A 24,721-nucleotide genomic window follows, 5' to 3' on the forward strand; every position below is an offset into this window, starting at 1 on the left:
TAACCTTCCAACCTACAACTTGCAACTTGTAACCTGCAACCTCATCTCCCATGAAATTGTCCATGCTTTTGCCCCCTAAATACGACGAGCGTAAATGGACGCTGGCCAGACAAATCGGGGTAAATTATGCTATTACCAAAGCGGCGCCCGAGTTATCGGGCCGTGCAGCTCCTTATGATTTGGCTTCGTTACAAGCCATTAAAGAAGATTTCAACGAAGCTGGTTTTAATTTGTATGGTCTGGAAGGCGACCAGTTTGATATGTCGGCAATTAAGCTGGGTTTACCCGGCCGGGATGCATTAATTGAAAAATACCAAGCCATGCTCCGGAATATGGGCCGCCTGGAAATACCCTTGTTGTGTTACAATTTCATGGCGGTAATTGGCTGGTTCCGCACCCGCGTGGATATTCCCGAAAGAGGCGCCGCCATCGTGAGTGAATTTAACGTGGTAGATACGGCTGGTCAGGTGGTACCCGCAGAACAGCAAATAAGCGAAGAAAAGCTTTGGGAGAATTTTTTTTACTTTCTAGAGGCCGTTTTACCCGTAGCGAAAGAAGCTGGCGTAAAAATGGCCTTGCACCCCGACGATCCACCCATCAGTCCTTTAAAGGGGGTAGCTCGGATACTCACCAGTGCCGCCGCTTTTGACAAAGTTTGGGAAAAGTTTCCTGTAGAAAGCAACAGCATTACCTTTTGCCAGGCTACGTTTAAAATCATGGGCGAAAATTTAAAAAACATCTCCCGAAACTGGTTACAGCAAAACCGGATTGCCTTTCTGCATCTTCGCGATGTAGCCGGCGACAAATACCATTTCCGGGAAACCTTTCACGACAACGGCCCCACCCCCATGGCGGAGCTGTTGAAACACTATGCCGATAACGGCTTCACCGGTCCCTTACGCCCCGACCATGCGCCGGCCATGTACGGCGAAAACCAAAATACCTTTGCGGGTGGGATGTCGGTAGGCTACGAAATTACGGGGAAAATCTTTGCCGTTGGCTGTATCAAAGGCGCTGCAGATGCCTGTAATATCCCGATGGAATAAATAATCAGGAAAAAGAAACACGGTAGAGTACCGGATACCTGCGGGATAAAACTGCCAGTTTTGCCCATTTTACCAAGTTATGTTAAAGCCCCTGCGCCTCTTATTACCAGAAGCGCAGGGGCTTTAACATAACTCTTAAAAAAAAGCTAGTCACAATTTTAGAGCAGCGAAGCGCCGGAGCGCATTAGTCAACAAAAAAGCAACCTGGCTAAATAGCCGGTTAATGTTACCTGCTGGCAAAAGAAACATGGACGAATACTGAGTGCTGGCTAAACGGATACCGTTAAAAATAAAGATAAAATTTTTGTAAAAACTGATAAAAAAGCATCAAGAAGTTCCTGCCAAATATTTGACATTTGTACAAGCTGGTTTATCAAATTAAAGAACAGTAAAGGGCAGTCGTATAACCGGAAATTTTAAAAATGTTTTACTACTCGCTTTAAATCAAGTTTTAACTAAACCTGCTTAACCGGGTTGCAGGATTACTTGCGGCCAGTTTTTACTTTAACTGAAGCTTCTAACGGCTAAATACACCAGCTAAAATATTTTGATTCCAAAACAAATATCATGGAAGACAAACCATACAAAATTGCGCTATTGGGCACTGGTTTAATAGGTACTTTTTATACGACGAGTTTGCACGGGCAACGCCGCATGGATAAGGTGCACACCGTTTATTCGCGTTCGGAAGAACGGGCAAAAACCTTTGCCCAGCAATGGAATATTCCTAATTACGAAACAGATATGTTACGAGCCATTCAATCGGCGGATATTGATGTGGTAGTAATTGGTTTGCCTAATAACCTGCATTTAGAGGCAGTACGGGCAGCTGCTGCAGCCGGTAAAGCCATTTTATGTACCAAACCCCTGGGCCGAAATGCCGCCGAGGCTTTGGAGATGCTTAAAATTGTGGAAGAAGCCGGGGTCTTTCACGGCTATCTGGAAGATTTGGCTTATCCGGCCAAAACGCTGAAAGCGCTAAGTTCTATCCGGAACGGGGCTCTGGGAAAAATACTGTGGACCCGTTCCCGGGAAGCCCACCCGGGGCCGCACAGCGATTGGTTCTGGGATGCCCAACTTTCCGGCGGCGGCGCTATCATCGATATGGGCTGCCATTGCATTGAAATCGGCCGAAATTACATTGGCAAAGACATCCGACCGGTAGAAGTAATGTGCTGGGCCGATACGTTGGTAAAGCCGATTGAAGCCGAAGACAATGCCATTGGTTTAGTGCGCTACGCCAGCGGGGCCGTGAGCCAGTTTGAAGTAAGCTGGACCTACCGGGGCGGTATGGATTTACGGGACGAAGTGGCGGGCACGGAAGGTACGCTGCGGGTAGATCATTTTTTACGAACCGGTATGGAGTTGTTTACCAGTGTGGGCGAAAAAGGCTATGTAGCCGAAAAAGCCGAAAGTGAAACCGGGTGGCTCTTTCCGGTGGGTGACGAAGCCCACGCCTTAGGGTATCCGCAAATGTTTGAAGATATGTTTACCGCCCTGGATAAAGGCGAATCGCCCATGGAAACTTTTTACGATGGTTATGTGGTGAATGCCATTATGGATGCCTGCTATTTATCGGCGAAAACCAAAAAATGGGAGCCCGTAAATTTAGAAGTATGGCGCGGCAATGAAGCCGAAGACCAGCAACGCGAATATAAAGAATACGATAACAATCACTACCTGATCAAGGAAGAACTCTTACCCGATGGCCGAAAAAAAATAATTCTGAAAGAAAAATCCGGTGGCCAGCTGGTACAACGTGTGCTGGATTAACAACTACAGAAAGCAGGTGTTAGTTATTTGTTGTTCGTAATTTTAAAATAATGCTATGGCAATCATCAGATTACGATACTATAGAACTTCCGCTAAAAAAACTCAAGAGTCTTTTTGTGAAGACACCAACGACGGAAATGCCCGTTAGTGATTTATTGGAAGTAAAAGGACAGATTTCTCTTTTGCTAGTTCTCATTATCTGGTTCAAGTTTGAGCGCAGCGGTAACTTGGACCGGTAAGTATAGGCCAGTTTTCAACTGGCGGGAAGTTGAAAACTTCCTCGTATCATAACCCTCCAGATACAATCTGCGGGAGCAAAGGGATACAAACAACGGCACCGCCCACAGGCAATGTCCTCACTGCCAACTTTCGGGCAAGTCTTATGCTAAAAATTTAAAAAATGATCTTGACGAAGGTCTTAAATTTAAAAAAGTAACATCTGCAGTACTAAAATTTCTTAGTGGTTATTTCTTAAGTAGTAAGTAAAAACCTTGAAATGTTTATAAACAAAATGATTGCCACTATGGACTATCGTCTATGGACCATGGACTAAACTATGCTGCAAAATAAGAATATTGTCATTATTGGGGGTACTTCCGGATTAGGTCTTTCGGCCGCAAAAGCTTTCTGCCGATTGGGAGCCAAGGTAGTAGCAGTGGGCCGCGATCCGGAAACTGGCCAGCAGGCCCAGCAAGAACTAGGTGCCTCCGCATTGGTCTTCACGGGAGATGCAATCCAGGAAAATACCGCTGCTCAGGCCATTGCGTTATGCCTAAAAGAATTTGGGCGGCTGGACGGCTTATACCACGTTGCGGGCGGCAGTGGCCGGCGAATGGGCGATGGTCCTTTGCACGAAATTACCCTGGAAGGATGGCAAAAAACCTTGGATTTAAATCTGACTTCGGTGATGCTTTCTAATCAGGCGGCTATCCGGGTTTTTCGGGAAGCGAAACAAGGCGGTACCATTTTAAATATGGGCTCCGTTTTGGGTTATTCACCGGCCCCTACTTATTTTGCCACGCACACCTACGCCACCGCTAAAGCCGCTATTATTGGTTTTTCAAAATCCATTGCTTCTTACTATGCCCCGGATAATATCCGGATTAATGTAATAGCACCCGCATTAGTAGAAACACCCATGGCCCAGCGGGCGGCCCAGGATGCCAGTATTCAGGACTACATACGAACCAAACAACCCCTGGACGGAGGAAGAATTGGCCGCCCGGAAGATTTAGACCACGCGGCTGCTTTTTTATGTCCGATGGTTCTGGCTTTACTACCGGGCAAGTATTAGCGATAGACGGCGGTTGGAGTATTAGTGATGGTCAGATAACCTAGTATTGATGCACATGACAACAGCTATCGGAATTGACTTAGGGGGCACCAATATAAAAGGAGCTCTGATTAATGCGGCTACCGGGGAGATTTTACACCAGACAGTACAAGCCACAGGATCCAACACCAGCCATAGTAATGGAGCTGGCAGCCATTGGAAAAAAGTTATTTGTCAAATAGTACAGGAATTAAAATCCAAGAGCATTTACCCGGTAGATGCTCTTGGATTAGCTGCCCCAGGCTTACCAAATACAAGCAATACCTCTATTATAAACATGCCGGGCCGGCTCGATGGCCTGGAAAACCTTATTTGGTCAGAGGTATTGCAGGAGAAAGAATTATGGGTGTTAAACGATGCTCACGCTGCCCTGATGGCGGAAGCTACCTTCGGAGTAGGACAGAATTTTAAAAATATTGTAATGCTAACCCTGGGAACGGGGGTAGGCGGTGGTATATTAATCAATGGCGAATTATACCAGGGTAATTACCAGATGGCGGGACACTTAGGCCACATGACCTTGGATGTAGACAGAGAAGACCCCGGCATTACCGGCATGCCCGGAACTTTAGAAAATGCTATGGGCGATGCTACTGTCGCCATTCGGTCGTTTAAAAAATTTACCTCTACTAAAAGCCTGGTAGCGGCGCATTTGCAAGGAGATACGTTTGCTACTTATGTATGGCTCAATTCCGTGCGGAAGCTGGCTCTGGGAATCTGTTCTATCTGTAATTTACTTTCCCCCGACCTGATTATTCTGGGGGCGGCATAACCAAGGCGGGCGATGCCTTATACAAACCCCTGGCTGATTTTATAGAGGTGTACGAATGGAAAAATTCCGGTAAAAAAACACCCATTCGGCAAGCCCATTACAGCGATATTGCCGGCGCCGTGGGGGCTGCCGGTTTTGCCATGAACCGGACATTACAAGGTCAATTACTATAATGATAGATTATTATTAAGTACCAAGCGAAAATCAGTTTTAAGTACACAATCATTTATCTATGACTGTCCTTCAGGAGGAAACTATTTGGCTACGTAGCCAAATAGTTTCCTCCTGAAGGACAGAATACTTTAACTGATTTTGTCTAAATACGCAGTATAAATAGCAGTTTGATTGATAAAATTTAAAATTTTTTAAAAAAGAACATGGATGTTATTAAGGATTATCTGGATAAGTGCCGCCACATTATAGAAGTAGTAGAAAAGCAAACCGAAGGAATAAAGACCGCCGCCGCTTGGTTTGCCCAAACCATTCTGGCCGGTCGTATGGTGCACGTGTTTGGTTCCGGACACAGCCGGATTATGGTGGAAGAAATGTGGCCCCGGTACGGCTCTTTTCCCGGCTTTAATCCCATTGTAGAGTTATCGCTAACTTTTCATAACCTGGTAGTAGGCGCTAATGGCCAACGGCAAGCCATGTTTTTAGAAAATGTACCCGGCCTGGCCGAAAGAATTTTACGCAATTTTGATTTGAGTAATCAGGATACGGCTTTGGTCATTTCCTCCAGCGGTTGCAACGTGGTACCCATCGAAATGGCCGAAAATTTTCAAAAGCAAGGCCTTAAAGTAGTGGCTTTAATCACTTCCGAGCATTCGGCCCGCAGCACCAGCAAACGAAAAGATGGCAAAAAGCTGAGTGATTTCGCCGATCTGATATTAGACACGGGGGCTCCGGCCGGTGATGCTATGGTATACGTGCCTCATTTAGATACCCCCGTAGCTCCGGGTTCTACGGTAGGCGGAGCCATTCTTATAAACTCTATCAAAGCCGAAGTAGCCCGTTTATTAACCGAAGCCGGACAAGCACCTACCGTATTAAGCGGCGCCGTAATAGTAGGTAACGAAAGAGCCGTAGAGTTATTCGAAAATGCCTACGACCAGCATGCCCACCGCCTGGCCGGCCTGTATAAATCAGTAGGGCTGAATTTGCCGGTTGAATCGTGACAGCAACTTATTTTTTTTAATTATTCTGCTCAAAGTAAGCTGCTAATCAAAAATTTAAAAAATAAAGCTGTGGGCTGTCGTCTATGGACTGTGGACTCATCGGATTAACTAATAAACCATGCTAAACTTTATCAACCATCAACAGATACCATTAGTGGCCGAAATCGATATTTTGGTGATAGGAGCTGGTTCAGCTGGCTGTTTGGCGGCTTTAGCGGCCAGTCAGTCTAAAAAATACCGGGTGATGCTGGTAGAACGGTATGGCTTCCCGGGGGCACTTCTACCCAAATGCTGGATACCTTTTATGGTTTTTTTACTCCCAGCGAAACTCCTAAAAAAATAGTGGCCGGTTTACCCGATTTAATTGTAAATGAGCTAGATAAAACCGGTGATATTTTTTTACGCCCGAATACCTACGGCGCCGGCACTGGTGTCAATTACAATCCGGAACGTTTAAAACTGGTTTGGGATCAAAAAATAGTACAGGCAGGTATTCGATTTCTGTTGCATACTACCCTGGTAGATGTGGTACGGAAAGAAGGGGAACCCATTACTTGTATTTTCTGGAATAAAAGTGGTTTTTTTAAAATTATTGCCCAAAGAGTAATTGATGCTTCCGGTGATGCCGATTTTTGCCATCTGGCCGGTTATGCCTACGAAGTAGCCGGCGAATTGGAGCCTGCCCAAAGCATGACCACCACTTTCCGGATGTGTAACGTAGACCTGGATAAATTTAAACAGGCCGGCGGCAAACACATGCTGCAAGAAAAAATGATTCAGGCCATCGAAACCGGTAAACACCCCTTGCCGCGTAAAGAAGGTTCGGCCCACGAAATGTGCCAGCCCGGCTGTATTTCTACGGTGGCGGTAAAAGTAAGTGGTTTACGAGCCTTACAAGCAGAAGAATTAACCCAGGCCGAAATAGAAGGAAGAAAACAGTCTTTTATTTACGAAGACTTTTTCCGCCAGGAAGTTCCCGGTTATGAGCATTCTAAAATTATCGGGCTATCGCACCAAATTGGCGTTCGGGAAACCCGGCGCGTATACGGCGAGTACCGCCTCACCAAAGAAGATTGCTTATCAGGCATTATGCCCGCCGACCGTATTTTTCTTTGCGGAGCGCCCATTGAAGACCACCGGCCCGGCAAAAACGGCGAAGACGAAACTTTCTGGCAATACATTCCGGAAAATGGCGTGTACGGGGTTCCTTACGGTACCATCGTACCCAAACAAAGCGAACGGGTTTGGGTAGTAGGCCGTTGCTTTTCGGCTACCCACGATGCGCATGCTTCCTGCCGCTCCATGGCCCAGACCATGTCGATGGGGCAAGCCGCGGGTTTAGCCGCGGTACTCTCTTTAGATACCGATACGGCTGCCAATGCGGTAAATATTCCGCAATTACAGGCAAAGCTGCTACAATTAGGGGCTATTCTGGATAACCCGGCTACAATAGCCGATACTAGCCGAAACGGTTGGCAAAATAATTTCCGGGTCCAAAACACCCTAGCTCATTCGTTGTAATTTCTGAATCCATGGAACCAAGCCCTAACCAGAAATTTGTGCGTACCGTACTCGGCGATATTTCGCCGGAGGCAATGGGATTAACGTACTCCCACGAGCACATTATTATCGACGAAAGCTACCCGACCCTGGGCAATCCTTTGTTTTTGCTGAATGACGTAGAAAAAGTTAGTGAGGAACTGCACCGTTTTTACGCTGCGGGTGGCCGCACCATGGTCGATACCATGCCGGCCGATTGTGGCAGAAATGTGCGCAAGCTGGCCGAAGTGTCCCGGAGAACCGGCGTGCACATTATCGTCCCCACCGGCATTCATTTGGAGCAATACTATTTGCCTAATCATTGGCGCTACACCTACACCGAAGAGCAATTAACCCGATTATTTGTGGCCGATGTAACAGAAGGCATTGATGCGCATGACTATAACGGGCCTTACGTAGAGCGCACCCCGCACAAAGCCGGTATGGTAAAACTGGCTACCGGCGACGAAAAAATTACGGCGCACCAGGAAAAAATCTTTCACGCGGTAGTAAATACCCATAAAGAAACCGGGGTTCCCATTTTAACGCATACCAATTTCGGTAAACATGCCCTGGACCAGGTAAACTTGTTTGCCAAACTAGGCGCTGATTTAACCCACGTGGTGCTCTCGCATGTAGACCGCTACCAAGATATTAACTATAACCGGGAATTGCTGCAAACCGGCGTTAAAGTAGAATACGATAGCGCCTTCCGCTGGAAAAACGAACCTAACTGGACCTATAAATTGCTGGAAGCCTTGCTGTCCGAATTTCCGGACCAGATTACCATGGGAATGGATGCCGCTAAAAGCAGTTACTGGCAATCTTACGGCGGAAACCCAGGCCTAAATTTCCTCATAACTACTTTTAAAGTAGACTTGCAGCAGATGGGTTTAGGAGAGTACTACAACCATATATTTTTTAAAAATCCAGCGCGACTGTATGCCTTCTGTAAGAAAATTTTAAATTTTTATAAATGAAAGAAGAGAGTTTGTTTCGACTTAACCATTTACATATTACCAATTACTAATTACCAAGTAGCCATGCAACAAACAGCGTTAGCCAAGTGCAAGTTCTGACGCTAAACTGTTCGAGCGTTCAGCGAGTTTTTAGCGTCTTGACTTTTTTGGTTCTTTTTGTGTCAAGACAAAAAGAACAAGAAGCGAGCAATGAAACAGTTTCACTTCGAAATTAAAACAAAAACTGCCGCTATGCGAACGAATATTTTAATAATTAAACAGTTGTTTGTAATAAAACACAAAGCTTTCCAAAACTATTACTTCATTTAAAAAGTGAATTTCTGATTCACAGTACATTTTAAAGCTTTTCAGGAATAATTAGTTAAATTACGTAAGGCCCCAATTATTAGTACGATGAAACCGCGACTGGAAAAACTAACTTTAGAGCCGAAATATTCTTTTATTCTGCAAAAGGATGTTTATCCCTATTATCCTACTCCCTGGCATTATCATCCGGAGTACGAGTTGGTATTGGTTTTAAAAAGTTCTGGCCAGCGAACCGTGGGCGACCATACTGATACTTTTACCGACGGCGATTTGGTGTTTTTAGGTCCAAATTTACCGCATGCCTATCAAAATGACCCAGCTTATTACCAGGGAAACCCAGACCTGACGGCTGAAGCTATTGTGATTCACTTTCGGGAAGAATTTTTGGGTAAAACGTTTTTTAACTTACCCGAAATGATTGCCATCAATCAACTTTTCGATAAAGCCAAATTCGGTTTAAAAATTACTGGAAACACCCGGCAGCAGATTGCGGATAAGATGCAGGAAATGCTAACGCTTAGCGGTTACCGGCGCATTACGCACTTGTTGCATATCCTGGAGCTTCTGTCTTTATCCGACGAATACCAACTTTTGGTAAGTCCCGGATTTGTAGAGCAATATGTGCCGGCGGGTACCGATCCTATTACCAAAGTGCATGCCTACATTATTGCCAATTTCCGGAAAGATATATCCCTGGCTAATGCCGCCGAAGTGGCCAACATGTCCATTCCTTCGTTTTGCCGTTCCTTTAAAGCCTGCACCCGGAAAAGTTTTTCGCACTTTTTAAATGAAGTGAGGGTAGGGTATGCTTGTAAGTTGCTCCTGGAAGATAAGTTTAATATTTCGCGGGTTTGCTACGAAAGCGGCTTTAATAACATGTCTAATTTTAATCTACAATTTAAAAAAGTTACTGGTATTCCGCCTTTAAAGTATAAGAAAATGCGAAACGAGAATCCTTCTTATAGTTCCGGGTCATAAAAGCGAAGTACAATTATAAGATTGCTTATGTATTCGCATAGTGGCGGCTGTTGCGCTACCTTTTACTAAAGCTGTTTTTTGCTCGGGTATTGATTCTTTTTGCCTGGACACAAGGACTCTTCCGCCCTTTAGGGCGATTTCCCTAAAAACAGGGAAGGAGATGTGGCTATCCTGAGATTAACAAAAATCAAGCTTGCTAAAAACCTACTGAGCAACGGAATAGTTTAGCGGGGCTACTTGCACCTGGCCAAAGCAGTTTGTTGCATGACTATCAAAAAAATTAAAATTTTTAAATTTTTTGTAATGCTCCAATCATAAAGCAAACGAAAGAGGGAAAAGTCCTCCTTCCGAGTGGCTAGGAGAAAAATAAATTCGCGCACAACTATTCTGGTGTTTAATAAATGGTAAATGGAAATTGATAAATGGTAACTATAAAAAAGCTTCCCTCCTTGAATAAGGAGGGGCAGAGTTGGTTAATTTTGGCGTTAATTTAACGCTGTTATATTCTGACATCCTTCCTCTACGCCCCATTTATTTAAAAAATCAATTTAAAATACCCTTTTGTTTAAGTAGATATTTCAGCGCTTTTAACTAGCGGTATACAGCGTGAAGAGCCTGTAATTACTCTGATAAAATATTTGTAGTAAATGGCAAAATAGCACCAATATGGTAGTTTAAGTTGAGGCATATTTGAATAATCATTCAATATAGAATGGTGAGGGTTCAAACACAACTTATTACTTTTTGCAGCCTGGCCTAAATCAGAAGTTAGCTTGCCGCACCTTCATAATTAAAAATACTCCGGATCTGGAGGCATAAAGGTGCCTCCGCTGCGGAGCTGTCGTTTTGTACTAATCAGGCAGAAACAGGCGGTATCGGTATTGATTAACTTATTATTCTGATAGTTGAATAACAGCAATTAAAATGATCAATCGTAATTTTTAAAGATGTTACACGTACGAATATTTAAGGGAATTTTGGTGGTTCTAAAAAATAAATGGGTTGGTTTTTTTCTAATCGGTATTTCTATAGCCAGTAGTTTTTACTCCTGTAAAGGCACTGGTAATACTCTTCCTGCGAGTAATAACTCTCCATTGGGTACTTCAGTGCAATCGCCGATTGCTAAACCAGACTCCAACCGTTTTCAGAAAATAGAGTTAATTTCTCATTTAAATGAACCCTTGGAGTTGCAGGTTTTGCCGGAGGGCGATGTCTTGTTTATTGAACGAACGGGTGCTTTAAAGCTTTTTAAGGCAGCTATAAACAAGGTGAAGGTGCTGGCTAATCTTCCGGTATTTCACGATTTAGAAGATGGATTGCTGGGATTAGTGATCGACCCGGACTTCCCCAGTAACCGTTTTATTTACCTTTTTTATTCGCCGTTGGGTGAAAAAGAAGAACAACGGGTGTCCCGGTTTTATCTGGGACCGGATGCTTTAGACTTGAAATCTGAAAAAATACTATTAGAAATTCCGACACAACGCAAAGAATGCTGCCATTCGGCGGGTTCGCTGGCTTTTGGGCCCGATAAGAATTTATACATTGCCGTCGGCGATAATACCAACCCGCACAACGCCGGTTATTACAACTCCATCGACGAAAGACCGGGGCGGGCATTCTGGGACGCGCAACGAACAGCCGGTAATACCAACGATTTGCGGGGAAAAATTCTGCGGATTAAACCCGAACCCGATGGCTCGGTTTCCATTCCGGTGGGCAATTTATTTCCTGTAAATACCCCAAATACCCGGCCCGAAATTTACGCCATGGGTGCCCGGAACCCGTACCGGATTACCGTTGATTCCCTGACTGGCTGGTTGTATTGGGGCGATGTAGGCCAAAATACCATTAATAATCCCGCCCGCGGGCCGGTTAGTTACGATGAATTTCACCAGGCCAAAAAGCCGGGCTTTTTTGGGTGGCCTTATTTTGCCGGAGATAATCAACCGTATGCCGATTTTGACTTTGCCACCGATCAGATTGGCCCCTTCTTCAACCCTCAAAAGCCCGAAAACAACTCTCCGAATAATACAGGTTTAGCAACATTGCCACCCGCAGAAAGTGCTTTCATCTGGTACTCTTACGACGAGTCTCAAAATTTTAAAAATTTAGGTACCGGGGGTAAAAGCCCCATTGCTGGTCCGTTTTTTCATTCTCAATTTTATCAACAGCAGCCCGTTTGGGTAAAGACTCCCCGCAAGTTTCCGGAATATTATAATGGCAAATGGTTTATTGCCGAATGGATGCGCGATTGGATAAATGTAGTAACCTTAGACGAAACCGGTAAACTAGTAGACATAGAACGGTTTATGCCTTCCGCTAAGTTTGACCACCCCATTGATTTAGAGTTTGGACCCGATGGCGCGCTCTACGTTTTAGAATACGGTACGGGTTGGTTTGCCCATAACCAGAATGCCCGCCTGAGCCGGATTGATTATGTAGCCGGAAACCGACCGCCAGTCGCTAAAATAAACGCCAGTAAAACGGCGGGCGCGGTGCCCTTAACAGTAGCTTTCTCCGCTGCCGAATCTTTTGACTACGATAAAAATGACAAACTAACTTACGCCTGGCAACTGGTGAATCCGGAAGAAAAGCTCGCAACGGAGCCCGAAACCAACTACCAGTTTAAGCAGCCAGGCCTGTATACAATTCGCTTAACCGTAACCGACGACCATGGCCTAAGCGCTACGCAGGATTTAAAAATAGAAACAGGAAACGAAAGGCCGGCCGTAAATATAGCTTTTGGGGGGAACGAAACTTTTTACTGGAACCAAAAAGCAAAAACTTACCAAGTACAAGTGCAGGATAGAGAAGATGGCAGTTTGGCCACCGGAAAAATTGCCCCGCAGGCTGTATTAGTAACCGTAAATTTAGCCGATATGGGTACGGATTTAACGCTCCTGGCCCAGGACCAGGAAAAACAAGCTACCCTTTACCTGCACCCCGGGCAGCAGCTGATTAAACAAAGCGATTGCTTGGGTTGTCACCAGGAAAAAACCAAATCCATTGGCCCGTCTTGGCAGCAAGTAGCCAGCCGCTATCCGGAAAACGAGAAAACCATAGAAACTTTAACCCAAAAAATCAGGCAGGGTGGCAACGGCAACTGGGGCGAAGCCGCTATGTCGGCCCATCCCCAACTAAAAGCACCGGAAATTTTCCAAATGGTAAAGTACATCTTAAATTTAAAAAAAGAACCCACGGCCAATAACCAGTTGCCGGTAAAAGGCACTTTTGTACCGGATAGTAAAGCCGAAGGACTCTACGTGTTTCGGGCTGTTTACCAAGATAAAGGGTTTAACGCTGCTCCCGCGCAGGTGGGCCAAACCACGCATGTTTTACGTAACGCCCTGGTCAAGGCTATCTCGTGCGAGGAGCTGAGCGGGGTAACGCGCTATAACAATTCCTACATCCGTTTTCCGGCCCAAAAAAGCTTTATCAGCTTCCAGAATATGGACCTGACCGGCATTGCCAGTTTAAAAGTAGCATTTGATGCTACTTTCCCTTGCACCTTATCCGTTCGGTTAGATCAGCCCGATGGCGTAGAAATTGGCTCCTTAAAGTTACAACCGGCTGCCAAGCCGGCCGAAAATAAAAACATTACGGCCACCATCAGCACATGGACCGAACAGGAATTAAAACTAAAGCCTTTATCAGGAAAGCACCACCTGTACCTGGTAGCTACTGATATTCAAGCAGGCGCTACCGGCAGTAATTATTTGAGCCTGAATACTATTTATTTTCTTCCCCCTCGGGGTAATAGCCTATAGGGTAAAAGGAAAATTTTAAATTTTTAAAAATAAGATCAATGATCCATAATCGCCGTTCATTTCTGGGTTACCTGGCCAGCTTTCCCGCTTTTGGTTTGGTCCATAATTTAAAAATTGGGGAAAATCCGTTATCGGCAGAAAAATTACCCTTTGCTACGAATGAATATTCCTGGATTACTTTTTCCAAACGCCAAGGCCGGGATTGGTTCACCGATTTAGATGCCTCTTTAAGCGAGCTGGCAAAATCGGGTATTAAAGGCTATGAACCCGCAATCAAAAAACCGGAAGATCTCCAACAGTTGGCGCCGCTACTGAAGAAACATAAACTGGAAATGCCTTCTATTTATGTTGGCAATACCTTGCATCAAGAAAAAGAAGCCGCGCAAAGCCTGGCGCAAACGGTAGCTATTGCCAAGGCCGCAAAACCGCTGGGTTTAAAAATAATAGTAACGAATCCCAGCCCCATTCGCTGGGGCGGACCAGAAAATAAGTCTGATGCAGAATTAACTACGCAGGCTAATTACCTGAATAAAATAGGCGCTGAAGTTCGGAAGCAGGGAGTAACTTTGGCTTACCACAACCACGATATAGAGATGCGAAATTCGGCGCGGGAGTTTCACCACATGATGCTTGCCACTAATCCCGAAAATGTGTCGTTGTGCCTGGAAGCGCATTGGTTATACCGTGGTTCCGGTAATTCGCAATTAGCGATGTTTGATATATTGCGTTTGTACGGTAGTCGGGTGGTGGAAGTACATTTACGGCAATCCATTAACGGTACCTGGTCAGAAACTTTTAAAGAAGGCGACATTGATTACCTGAAACTGGCTAAAGAATTAGCCGATTTAAAAATAAATCCGCACTTTGTACTGGAACAATGCATCGAGAGCCAAACCGCTAACACCCTCGATGCGGTAGCAGCGCATCAAGCAGATTTAAAATACGCTTCTAATGTATTTGCTTCTTTTAAAAATGTAAAAAGTTCTGGTGTTTATAAAAAACAAAACGAATCAATGAAATAGGAGATATTTTAGAGGAGTACCCTGATAAGATATTTGTAAAAATCGGTAAAAAAGCATCAATATCTAAGTGTAAGTTTATTCATATTTGAATAGCCGTTCTTGTATTTAACAGGTAAACGGAACGACTAATAAGACCAATTTGCTGCTTATGCTACCTCAAAACTTGTTTACCCGTCGTCAATTAATAAAGCGGAGTGCTTTAGTAGCCGGACTTGTTACCATTGCACCTTGGTGGACTTTGCTCTCTGCGGGTAAACTTAAAAAATACAAGATAAGTACCTGCGACTGGTCCATTGATAAGGGTAGTAAAGTAGAAGCTATGGCTTTGGCCAAGAAAATTGGGTTAGATGGCGTGCAAGTGAGTTTGGGAACCGTAGAAAACAACATGCATCTCCGCCTTCCGGAAATACAAAAAGCCTATAAAGAAGCCGCCAAGAAATATGGCGTGCAGGTGTCTAGTCTGGCTATTGGCGAATTAAACAATGTACCTTACAAATCGGAACCAATAACAGAAGAATGGGTAAGCGACAGTATTGATGTGGCCCAGGCCATGGGGTGTAAAGTAATTTTGCTGGCGTTCTTTCATAAAGGCGACCTCCGGGGCGATAAAGCTGGAGTTCAGGAAGTAATCCGCCGGTTAAAAAAAGTAGCTCCTAAGGCCGAAAAAGCCGGCATAATACTGGGGATTGAGTCTTGGCTGAGTGCCCAGGAACATCTTGATATTATTCAAGCCGTTGGTTCTAAAAATGTGCGGGTGTATTACGATGTGGCAAATTCCACGCAAATGGGCTATAATATTTACGAAGAAATGAGCCAATTAGGCAAGGAGTACATCTGTGAAGTGCATGCCAAGGAAAATGGGTATTTACTAGGTCAGGGAAAAGTAGATTTCGTTCGGGTAAAAAAGATATTGGATGATATGGATTACGAAGGATGGGTGATTATCGAAGGAGCCGTTCCGGAAGGAGCCGATCCCTTCCAGTCTTATGTGGCTAACAACAAATACCTCCGGTCAGTCTTGAATAAGGCATAGTTACATTTTTAAAAAAGGAATTCTTTTGGGTTAATAGCAGCCGGGTAAGGTGGCCACACGCCTCCATTCTAGAAAATAGTAAAAGCAGATTTAAAAAAGCAAAATTTTTAAATTTTTGATATTTAGCAGGTAATGACAATTTATAGAACAACCGTTTATATTTTATTTTTGGCTTTCCTGACTATCTTTTCCTGCAAACCCGGCAGAGAACAAACGGAAAAAATTGCTCCCAAACAACCCGCTTTATTCGTTCCGGAGGACTTGGAAGCTACGCTCTGGGCCGAGTCCCCGCAATTATATAATCCTACTAACCTGGATGTGGATATCAAAGGCCGCATCTGGGTAACCGAAGCCGTCAATTACCGCGACTTTAACAATGCTAAAGGTCATTTACAGCACCCGGCAGGAGACCGGGTAATGATTCTGGAAGATACAAACCAAGATGGAGTGGCCGATTCTTCTAAAGTTTTTGTGCAGGATAAGGATCTGCGTTCGCCCCTGGGTATAGCGGTTTTGGGTAATAAAATTGTGGTTTCTTGTTCTCCTTCCGTTATTATTTATACCGATGAGAATGGCGATGATAAACCCGACAAAAAAGAAATCTTCCTGAAAGGATTCGGCGGTTTGGATCATGACCACGGATTACACGCCGGCCTGGCCGGGCCCGACGGGAAGTTGTATTTTATAACGGGCAATGCCGGACCTCATAAAGTAACCGATAAAAACGGGCAGACCATTCAGGCGGGTAGTGTATACACCGGTGGTACGCCTTATAACGAAAAAAATACTCCTGCCTTAAAAAGCAGTGATGGGCGAATCTACACGGGTGGTTTTGCTTTTAGAATAAACCCGGACGGTACCGGTTTGGAAGCCCTAGCCCATAATTTTCGTAATTCTTACGAAATCGGGGTGGATTCGTACGGTAACTTATGGCAGAATGATAACGACGACCAGGTAGCTACCTGCCGGACCAGTTGGGTGATGGAAGGAAGTAATGCCGGGTATTTTAGCACCACCGGCGAACGTACCTGGCAGGCCGACCGACGGCCAGGACAAAGTATTGAAACGGCTCACTGGCACCAGGAAGATCCGGGAGTATTACCCGTTGGTGACCTTTACGGTTCCGGTTCTCCCACCGGCATTGTATTGAATGAAGATGATGCTTTAGGCAAAAAATACCGCGGACTGCTGTTGAGTGCCGATGCCGGTAGAAATATTATTTTTGGCTATTATCCCCAATTAAAAGGTGCTGGTTATCCATTAGCTGGTCGCAGCAACTTTATTTCTTCCGTAGAAACAGACAATACAGATTACCGCTGGTACCAAATAGAGGAAAATAAAGCCAAATGGTTTCGGCCTAGTGACGTAACTATGGGTACCGATGGCGCTATTTACGTGGCCGATTTTTTCGACCCTGTGGTAGGTGGGCATCAGATGAATGATAAACAAGGTTATGGCCGTATCTACCGGATTACTCCTAAAAACAAAAAACTAACCCCACCGGTCATTGACCTCAGCAACACTGAAGGGCAGGTACAAGCCTTGTTAAATCCGGCAATAAATGTTCGGAACCAAGGTTTTGAACTTTTGAAAGTTCAGGGTGAAAAAGCATTGCCCAGGGTAAAAGCGATTTTAAATTCTGATAATCCGTATCACAGGGCCAGGGCCATTTGGCTGTTGTCGCAATTAAGGGTATCCGGGATTAAAGAAGTAACAACATTATTCCGGGATGAGGACCCGAACATCCGAATAACCGCTTTTCGGGCTTTGCGGCAAGCCAATCCGCAAAAAATACTGGATTATGCCGGGCAATTAGCTCGGGATAAATCTCCGGCGGTACGCCGAGAAGTGATCTTGGCGGTGCGCGAAGTACCCTTAGCGAAAAGCGAACCTATTCTGTTAACTTTAATAGATGGTTACGACGAGCAGGACCGCTGGTATTTAAACGCCTTAGGAATAGCCCTGGAAAATAAGGCGGAAGCTTTTTATCCGGCCCTATTAAAACATTTTAGTGCCCAAAATCCAGAGGACTGGCCCCCGCCTGTAGCTAATTTAGTATGGGAATTACATCCGCCCTCGGCGGTTAAAGCCTTACAGGAAAGAGCTTTGTCTCAAAAACTATCCGTTAAGGAACGAGAGAAATCTTTGGTAGCTTTAGCTTTTACCCCTACGCAAGCAGCCTCTGATGCTGTCCGACAGATATCCCAGAAAGGAGCCGCGGACATGGTGCCTTTAGCCCAATATTGGTTGCAATTCCGGAAAACGAACGACTGGCAACCATATCTGAAAGATTGGAAAACGCCGGCTGATCAGTTACCGGAAGCTCATCCGGAATTACTGGTTCTCCGGAAAAAAGTAGCTGATCCAAAGTTATCGATTAATCAACGCCAGAATGCCGCCATGGCGTTAGTGAAAAGCAAAGCCGGTAAATTATACCTGGTAGATTTAGCGGCAAATGAAGCTTTATCCGATACCATTAGGCAAGCGGTAAAAGAGCAGATGCTGCAGGAAGAGGATCGCTATATGAAGCCTTTAATTGCCAATTATTTCACTCCTTCCGATTCTGCTGCATATCCAATAAAAGCTTTAAATGATTTACCGGCCGATGTAGCCAAAGGAAAAAAATTAATGTACGGCAATTGCCTGGTGTGCCATAAAATGGGCAATGCCGGGGGTGAAATAGGACCGGTGCTCACCCATATAAATCAGAAGTATGATAAACCAAGCTTGTTTCAGGCCATTGTTCATCCGGAGGCCGGTATTGCTTTTGGCTCCGAACCTTATCTTATATCGTTAAAAAACGGTGGTATTGTTTATGGTTTGTTACTTTCGGAGGGACCGGTAGTTACGGTACTGGATATTTACGGACGACGCTACATGATGGAAGCTTCACAGGTGATAAGTAAAAAACAGCTTAAAACCAGTCCCATGCCATCTCCGAAACACCTGCAATTGAGTCAGCAGGATGTTGCCGATATTACGGCCTTTTTGCTGCAAAAAGACAAGAGCTTATGATTTTTCTAGAAACAAGAATTTAAATATGGCGGTGCTTTCAGGAGGCTGCTCATGAATAAAGGCCTACCTTCCGTACAATGGTATGAAGTTAGTCCTATTCTTAGGTTAGAGTCTTAGCAGAGTATCTTTAAACTGATAAATTAAAAAAGGGTTTAAGATTCTGTTCTCACTTATAAACAATAAAGCCCGGTAAGCATGTAGCTTACCGGGCTTTATTGTTTATAAAATTTATTTATCGAAGTTTGGCTGCAGGAAATTAGAAGTAGCTTAAAAATTTTTAAATAATGGCATCGCAATACCAGTTATCCAAATCAAATCTCATTTCTTTTTGCGCTGGTATTAAATGCTGGATGGCTTCTGTAACCGGGTACGCATATTTCTCGGCATTGTACTTTTTGATGGGCGTAGCAAAAGTCTTATACGTTTTAAAATTTTCAGCAGCATCCGTATTCTCCGGCGATAAGGCTATAATACGCGGGTAACCCATCATGGTATCAACTGCTTTACCGAATGCATCGGCTTCCTCCTTTAAATTAAAAATCACGTACTGTATCATGCCTGCCATCATCTTATTAATTATATTATAATCTGTATTTCTTGCTTCTTTCAACCTGAAGCACCTATTTCTAAATTTTAGTTTAAATTTCCATACGCTCCAGCTTACAAATTTGAATCAAGCGTATTTGGTACTAAGTAGTTGTTCGTTTTTAGTTGTTCGTTGTTCGATCGTTAAGAAATTAATCATCAAGTACTTAAACTTTGGTTTTTATCAACTTAATTTTGGCCAAGTACTTATAAACTTATAACCTAAATCCTATTATTAATCCAGATATTCTTTACCCAGACAAAAACAAAGCCAAAACGCGTAACTAACTTTAATTTTGTACAAGAACTAATACGTGGATAGAACATACTTTTAATAAACAATTGGCATTGTGGTAACCCATGAGCTGCTTTAAAAAAAACTTATTTTTGTTCGTTTTTGATTGAAAGCTGAAAAACCAGGAGAAAACTTGTATATTTTGTATCCAAAATCAGGTAATGGCAAGTTCAGGTAGACAATACACGTTATGAAAAATTCTTCTTTTAATCGCCGCAAGTTTGTGAAAGATACTTTGGCTGGTGCCGCCAGTATAGCTGGTTTAACTACTTTACCTTTAGATTTACTCGCCAGCTCCGATCGGTTAATACCAGCAGAATCTGTTAATAAAGACAAAAGTTTGCCGGTTCTACCATCTAAAATTAAATTTTCGGTAATCGGGTTAAACCATGGGCACATCAACTCGCAGGTAGAGGCGGTTATTAGAGGAGGAGGCCAGTTTATTTCTTTTTATGCGAAAGAAGAAGATTTAGCTGCCGCTTTTGCCAAAAAATACCCGCAAATAAAACGGGCTCGTTCTGAAAAAGAAATTCTGGAAGATAAATCCATTCAGCTGGTAGTAAGCGCTTCTATTCCGGATGAGCGGGCCCCGTTAGGCATACGGGTAATGCAGCACGGAAAAGATTTTATGGTAGATAAACCCGGTATTACCTCTCTGGAACAATTAGCGGAAGTACGGAAGGTACAAAAAGAAACCAAGCGCATATACTCGATTATGTACAGCGAACGTTTCGAGAATAAAGCTACGGTAAAAGCCGGTGAACTGGTAAAAGCCGGGGCGATTGGCAAAGTAATTCAAACGATTGGCCTTGGTCCGCACCGCATGAACCCCAAAACGCGCCCGGACTGGTTTTTTGACCGGCAACGGTTTGGCGGCATTATTTGCGACATTGCCTCGCACCAATTTGATCAATATTTATTTTTTACCGGTTCTACCCAAGCCGATGTGGTTGCGGCCCAGGTGGGCAACGTGAATCATCCGCAATATCCAAAGTTCGAAGATTTTGGCGACGTGATGTTGCGGGGCAATAAGGGTACCGGTTATATACGTGTCGATTGGTTTACCCCCGACGGCTTAAAAACCTGGGGCGATGGGCGACTCACTGTTTTAGGTACCGAAGGCTTTATTGAAATCCGGAAGAATATTGACATTGGTGGGCGAGAAGGGGGGAATCACTTATTCCTAACGGATCAGAAAGAAACCCGTTACCTGGACTGTAGCCAAGAACCTTTGCCTTACGGCGAGCAATTAGTAAATGATATTGTTAATCGTACCGAAACCGCCATGACTCAGGAACATTGCTTTTTGGCCACTGAGTTAGCGCTTAAAGCCCAGCAACAAGCCAAAACGATTACTATCTAGTTGGTATAAATTATGAAGGAAAGAAAATTTAAAATATTGGCAGGGCTTCTTTCCATACTACTGCTTTTTAGCTTGATTATTAAGTTGGTTAATGTGCCAGGTGGAATGATTTTATCTGGTTTAGTTTTAGGCAGCTTTGTCTTAATTGCAATTCTCCTTGGTTCCTTAATAGTTGCTGCCCTTTTGAGGTTGGTTTTTAAAAAATTTTCCATTTTGACTTTGTATTCAGTCACTACTTCTATTGGCTTTCTTTTACTCCATTACAACTTGTATTCACCAACTTTAAGAATTATTGTGCCACCAGGTTTTACAGGAGAAGTTAATCTCATCTTGTCAAATGTTGATGATAACATTCTAGAAGTTGATAGCAACGGAATTGGGTATGTAAACCAATGGACTTTTGATAAAATATACACTAAACCGATTGTTTTTGAGTCATCTGGGAAAAATATAACAGAACGTTGTGTTGGATTTAACCCTTCGACTTTCTGGAGTAAGGGAAAAACATGTTGCCTTCAGGGAAATCAAATCAATACATTGAGCTTTGAAGTTGTCCCAATTGGAAAGATTGGTCAAAAACAATATTATTCTAAAGATTTGACAAAACTTGTAGACACATCTTTAGTTTTAGCCACTTTACATGATAGATACACCAAAATACAGACTCAACCTTATGAAGTGGAACTGAATAAAAAATAAATTATGCCAACAAAGTACATAAGTCATGCTACGGCCGATTGCCTTGCACGCCTCAGGTACGAGAAGTAAGCCTGACCTGCGAATTTATCGGCAAATGTAAAGTCGTATTGTTAAAAGAAAACGTCTAAGTCGCTGGGCAAACTTATTTAAAAAAACAGGACTGCTTACGATTGAAAATTTAAAAATTTGAAGCGTATATGTGGCGTAAAAAAGGTAAGGGAGTAGTTTAAAGATTTAAACTACTCCCTTACCTTTTAATTTTTAAATTTTTACTTTACCTACTAAGCTATAATGCTTTCAAATACTGCAGATACCCAAAAACTAATCTACCCGGAATTTATTGATGCCGAGCTGCACGTACCCTTTACTGAGTTTATTGGCTTGGTCGAATAATTTTAGGGCTTGTTGAAAATCCGGGTCGGTTTCGTGGAAGATCGGATACAGTCCTTCGGGGCCGTACACGCTGCGGGCAATGTAAGCTTTAATATTATTCTTCAGCAGGTTTTTCGATCGTTTAAATTCTTTATCGTTATACGTGATTTTTAAATCTTTGGCTTCCTTGTTAATAGCTTCCAGCATTTTATCACTTACCTCAAAAGTAGCTTTAAATTTTTCAAACGGTATTTTCTGTAGTTCTGCTTTATGATCCTGGTAGTAATTTAAAGCAAATTCGCGCACCAGGTTTTTACTATACAGTTCATTTAAATAATTGGTGAGTTCCATGGTATCGCGGGCCACAAATACATCGGGCATAATGCCACCTCCACCGTACACGACACGGCCGTGCAAGGTTTTGTATTTCAACGAATCGTTAAACTTAATGCTATCCGGATGAAAAAATTCGCCGCGCTGAAAACGGTTTAAAATATCCATTTCGTAATCTTCGGCTCCTTCGGTATAAGGTTTTTGAATAGAACGGCCGCTGGGCGTATAATATCGCGAAATAGTTAAGCGGAGCTCCGAACCGTCATTTAGCGGAATAGGCATCTGCACTAAACCTTTCCCAAACGAACGCCGGCCCACAATTAAAGCACGGTCGTTATCTTGCAGCGCACCCGAAACAATTTCGGACGCCGAAGCGCTGCCTTCGTCAATTAATACTATTACGGGACCTTCTTCAAACTCGCCGCGCACATGCGCGTAAGTTTCGTTATCGTACTTGGTACCTTTGCCGTCGGTATACACAATTTTTTTATTGCCCGCTATAAACTCGTCGGCCATACGGGTAGCCCGGTCCATGTAACCGCCGGGGTTACCGCGTAAGTCCAGGATAAGCCGGTCCATGCCTTTTTTCTTGAGCTTTACCAGCGCCGATTTAAACTCTTCGTAAGTATTGGCCGCAAAACGGGTTACTTTAATATAGCCCGTGTGGTTATCTACCATGTAACCGGTTTCTACCGAAACCGTTGGTATTTTATTACGCGTTACCACAAAATCCATGGGTTTCTTTTCATTACGCCGCAAAATAGTCAGGTTTACTTTGGTGCCTTTGCTGCCGCGTAATTTTTCAAAAACGCCCTGCGTGGTAATGCCTACCCCGGCTATATTCTTTTTATCCACCTGAATAATTTTATCGCCGGCCTGTAAACCAACTGACTCTGAGGGCCCGCCACTGAGCGGGGCCACAATAAACACGGTATCTTTAAAAATATTAAATTCTACCCCAATACCATCAAAATCGCCTTCCAGGTACGAGCGGGCTACGTCCATTTCGCTGGCGGGTATATAAGCGGTATGCGGATCCAGTTTTTCCAGCATTTTGTTAATGGCATAGTCCGATAGCTCTTCCACGTTCACGGTATCCACGTAATCCCGGTCGATGTACGACAGAATATCCCGAAATTTTAAATAGCTTTTAGCGGTGCTTTGCGGATTATTGCTGGAAGCTTGAAACACATTGGCACCAATTAGGATTCCGGCCGCCATGGCCAGGCCTAAAAATAAAGGTAATCGAACCTGAAAGGGGGAATTTTTAAATTTTTCGCTCATATAAAATTAATGTATTGCGGCCGGGAATTGGTAAAGATTACCTGCGGGTAAAAGCAACCCAATATATAAAAAATCAAATTATAAAACTAGTTGTTGGTAGGCTCTGTATTGGGCAATTACCTCTAACATAAAGTTGCACTATTAAATGGGTTTCCTCTGTTTTAAATAAAGCAATAATATGTCGTTTAAAATTGTAAAGTATTTACAGTGTGGCTACTGGCAATTACCTTTATATAAAAATGCTTTATCAAAGTGTTTACGAAAGTTTACTATTACTTAGTTCGGGTAATGCTTTAAAATATGATAGAAATTTAAAAAATTATCGGGCAACTGCCTTTTTAACTTTACAAAATTTAATAGTAAAACAATCTATTACTGGTGGTGCTACTCCACTAAAAATAAAGCGTATACAGATGATCAGGCTTTCTCTTTCTAAAAATTACTTACTTTTATAAATCTTAACTAAACTTTACTTAATACAATGGCCCGAATTGTAGCGATTGATTACGGAAATAAACGGGTTGGTATAGCCGTAACCGATCCGTTAAAACTGATTGCTACGCCTTTAGAGACCATTCATACCCAGGATATTTTCAGCTATCTAAAAGCGTATACCCAACAGCAGCCAGTAGAAGCAATTGTAGTAGGAATGCCAAAAAAATTAGATAATACTCCTACCGATGTAACCAGTGCCGTAATTGGTTTTGTGCGCAAATTGCAAAAAGAGATACCCGGTATACCGGTGCATACCTTAGACGAGCGTTTTACTTCCCGGATGGCTTTCCAGGCGATGATTGCGGGCGGATTAAAGAAGAAAGACCGGCAAAATAAAGCTACCGTTGATAAAGTAAGTGCCGCTATTATTCTGCAATCGTATTTAGAAGCTAATCCCTAGCTTTTGTACCTGATAGTAGGTGTTATAATGCTGCCAGTATCTTGTTTGCTTGTATATAAATGCCACGGGAAACCAGGTAATAATTTTTTATTTCGATCGTTTTTTTCAAACAGGTACCCAGCACCGTAAAACTTCTTTCGGATTTCTTCTTAATTT

At 43.4% G+C, this 24,721-nt stretch carries 17 protein-coding genes and 2 pseudogenes; 17 read left to right on the forward strand and 2 right to left on the reverse strand.

The window, feature by feature from the left end; genetic code table 11:
• Positions 1-50 precede the first annotated feature (50 nt).
• From AHMF7616_RS00855 to AHMF7616_RS00915, 13 genes and pseudogenes are all read left to right on the forward strand, one after another.
• A complete protein-coding gene (locus AHMF7616_RS00855; RefSeq protein WP_115371170.1) occupies positions 51-1,046 on the forward strand; it encodes a mannonate dehydratase in 996 nt (331 codons plus the stop codon).
• 567 nt (positions 1,047-1,613) lie between these two features.
• Positions 1,614-2,819: a Gfo/Idh/MocA family protein gene (locus AHMF7616_RS00860; protein ID WP_115371171.1), complete on the forward strand. Its 1,206-nt coding sequence runs from the start codon at positions 1,614-1,616 to the stop codon at positions 2,817-2,819.
• Positions 2,820-3,375: 556 nt separating this feature from the next.
• Positions 3,376-4,157, forward strand: a pseudogene (locus tag AHMF7616_RS00870) (SDR family NAD(P)-dependent oxidoreductase).
• Between the two features lie 11 nt (positions 4,158-4,168).
• Positions 4,169-4,924 (forward strand): ROK family protein, encoded by a 756-nt coding sequence (locus AHMF7616_RS00875; protein ID WP_317047568.1) that lies wholly within the window; start codon positions 4,169-4,171, stop codon positions 4,922-4,924.
• Positions 4,925-4,971: 47 nt separating this feature from the next.
• Positions 4,972-5,097 carry a hypothetical protein gene (locus AHMF7616_RS27635; protein ID WP_317047569.1) on the forward strand — a complete coding sequence of 42 codons (126 nt, stop codon included), beginning with the start codon at positions 4,972-4,974 and terminating at the stop codon, positions 5,095-5,097.
• A gap of 204 nt (positions 5,098-5,301) precedes the next feature.
• A complete protein-coding gene (locus tag AHMF7616_RS00880) occupies positions 5,302-6,099 on the forward strand; it encodes a sugar isomerase domain-containing protein (protein WP_115371173.1) in 798 nt (265 codons plus the stop codon).
• A 118-nt stretch (positions 6,100-6,217) separates the two neighbouring features.
• Positions 6,218-7,620 (forward strand): annotated as a pseudogene (locus AHMF7616_RS00885) (FAD-dependent oxidoreductase).
• 11 nt (positions 7,621-7,631) lie between these two features.
• The gene (locus AHMF7616_RS00890) at positions 7,632-8,618 is read left to right on the forward strand and encodes a phosphotriesterase family protein (protein WP_115371174.1); all 987 of its coding nucleotides are present in this window, start codon (positions 7,632-7,634) and stop codon (positions 8,616-8,618) included.
• A 393-nt stretch (positions 8,619-9,011) separates the two neighbouring features.
• Positions 9,012-9,902 (forward strand): AraC family transcriptional regulator, encoded by an 891-nt coding sequence (locus AHMF7616_RS00895; protein WP_115371175.1) that lies wholly within the window; start codon positions 9,012-9,014, stop codon positions 9,900-9,902.
• Positions 9,903-10,996: 1,094 nt separating this feature from the next.
• Positions 10,997-13,669, forward strand: coding sequence for a PQQ-dependent sugar dehydrogenase (locus AHMF7616_RS00900; protein ID WP_158546064.1), 2,673 nt, complete (start codon positions 10,997-10,999; stop codon positions 13,667-13,669).
• A gap of 38 nt (positions 13,670-13,707) precedes the next feature.
• A complete protein-coding gene (locus AHMF7616_RS00905) occupies positions 13,708-14,691 on the forward strand; it encodes a sugar phosphate isomerase/epimerase family protein (RefSeq protein ID WP_115371177.1) in 984 nt (327 codons plus the stop codon).
• Between the two features lie 148 nt (positions 14,692-14,839).
• Entirely contained in the window at positions 14,840-15,724 is an 885-nt protein-coding gene (locus AHMF7616_RS00910) for a sugar phosphate isomerase/epimerase family protein (RefSeq protein ID WP_115375403.1), read from the forward strand.
• Between the two features lie 132 nt (positions 15,725-15,856).
• The gene (locus tag AHMF7616_RS00915; protein ID WP_115371178.1) at positions 15,857-18,739 is read left to right on the forward strand and encodes a PVC-type heme-binding CxxCH protein; all 2,883 of its coding nucleotides are present in this window, start codon (positions 15,857-15,859) and stop codon (positions 18,737-18,739) included.
• Positions 18,740-19,016: 277 nt separating this feature from the next.
• Here the strand turns inward: AHMF7616_RS00915 and AHMF7616_RS00920 are convergent, their stop codons facing one another.
• Positions 19,017-19,307: a hypothetical protein gene (locus AHMF7616_RS00920; protein ID WP_115371179.1), complete on the reverse strand. Its 291-nt coding sequence runs from the start codon at positions 19,305-19,307 to the stop codon at positions 19,017-19,019.
• Positions 19,308-19,809: 502 nt separating this feature from the next.
• Between AHMF7616_RS00920 and AHMF7616_RS00925 the strand changes: the two genes are divergently transcribed.
• Together AHMF7616_RS00925 and AHMF7616_RS00930 are read left to right on the forward strand one after the other, a co-directional pair.
• Positions 19,810-20,982 carry a Gfo/Idh/MocA family protein gene (locus AHMF7616_RS00925; protein WP_115371180.1) on the forward strand — a complete coding sequence of 391 codons (1,173 nt, stop codon included), beginning with the start codon at positions 19,810-19,812 and terminating at the stop codon, positions 20,980-20,982.
• A 12-nt stretch (positions 20,983-20,994) separates the two neighbouring features.
• Positions 20,995-21,681 (forward strand): hypothetical protein, encoded by a 687-nt coding sequence (locus AHMF7616_RS00930; RefSeq protein WP_115371181.1) that lies wholly within the window; start codon positions 20,995-20,997, stop codon positions 21,679-21,681.
• Between the two features lie 321 nt (positions 21,682-22,002).
• Here the strand turns inward: AHMF7616_RS00930 and AHMF7616_RS00935 are convergent, their stop codons facing one another.
• Positions 22,003-23,670 carry a S41 family peptidase gene (locus AHMF7616_RS00935; RefSeq protein WP_115371182.1) on the reverse strand — a complete coding sequence of 556 codons (1,668 nt, stop codon included), beginning with the start codon at positions 23,668-23,670 and terminating at the stop codon, positions 22,003-22,005.
• A 209-nt stretch (positions 23,671-23,879) separates the two neighbouring features.
• On the opposite strand from AHMF7616_RS00935, the gene AHMF7616_RS00940 reads away from it, so the two are divergent.
• Together AHMF7616_RS00940 and ruvX are read left to right on the forward strand one after the other, a co-directional pair.
• Positions 23,880-24,125: a hypothetical protein gene (locus tag AHMF7616_RS00940; protein WP_115371183.1), complete on the forward strand. Its 246-nt coding sequence runs from the start codon at positions 23,880-23,882 to the stop codon at positions 24,123-24,125.
• 26 nt (positions 24,126-24,151) lie between these two features.
• Entirely contained in the window at positions 24,152-24,565 is a 414-nt protein-coding gene (gene ruvX, locus AHMF7616_RS00945; protein WP_115371184.1) for a Holliday junction resolvase RuvX, read from the forward strand.
• Positions 24,566-24,721 lie beyond the last annotated feature (156 nt).

It is taken from the genome of Adhaeribacter pallidiroseus (genome assembly GCF_003340495.1).
GTDB classification, from domain to species: Bacteria; Bacteroidota; Bacteroidia; order Cytophagales; family Hymenobacteraceae; genus Adhaeribacter; species Adhaeribacter pallidiroseus.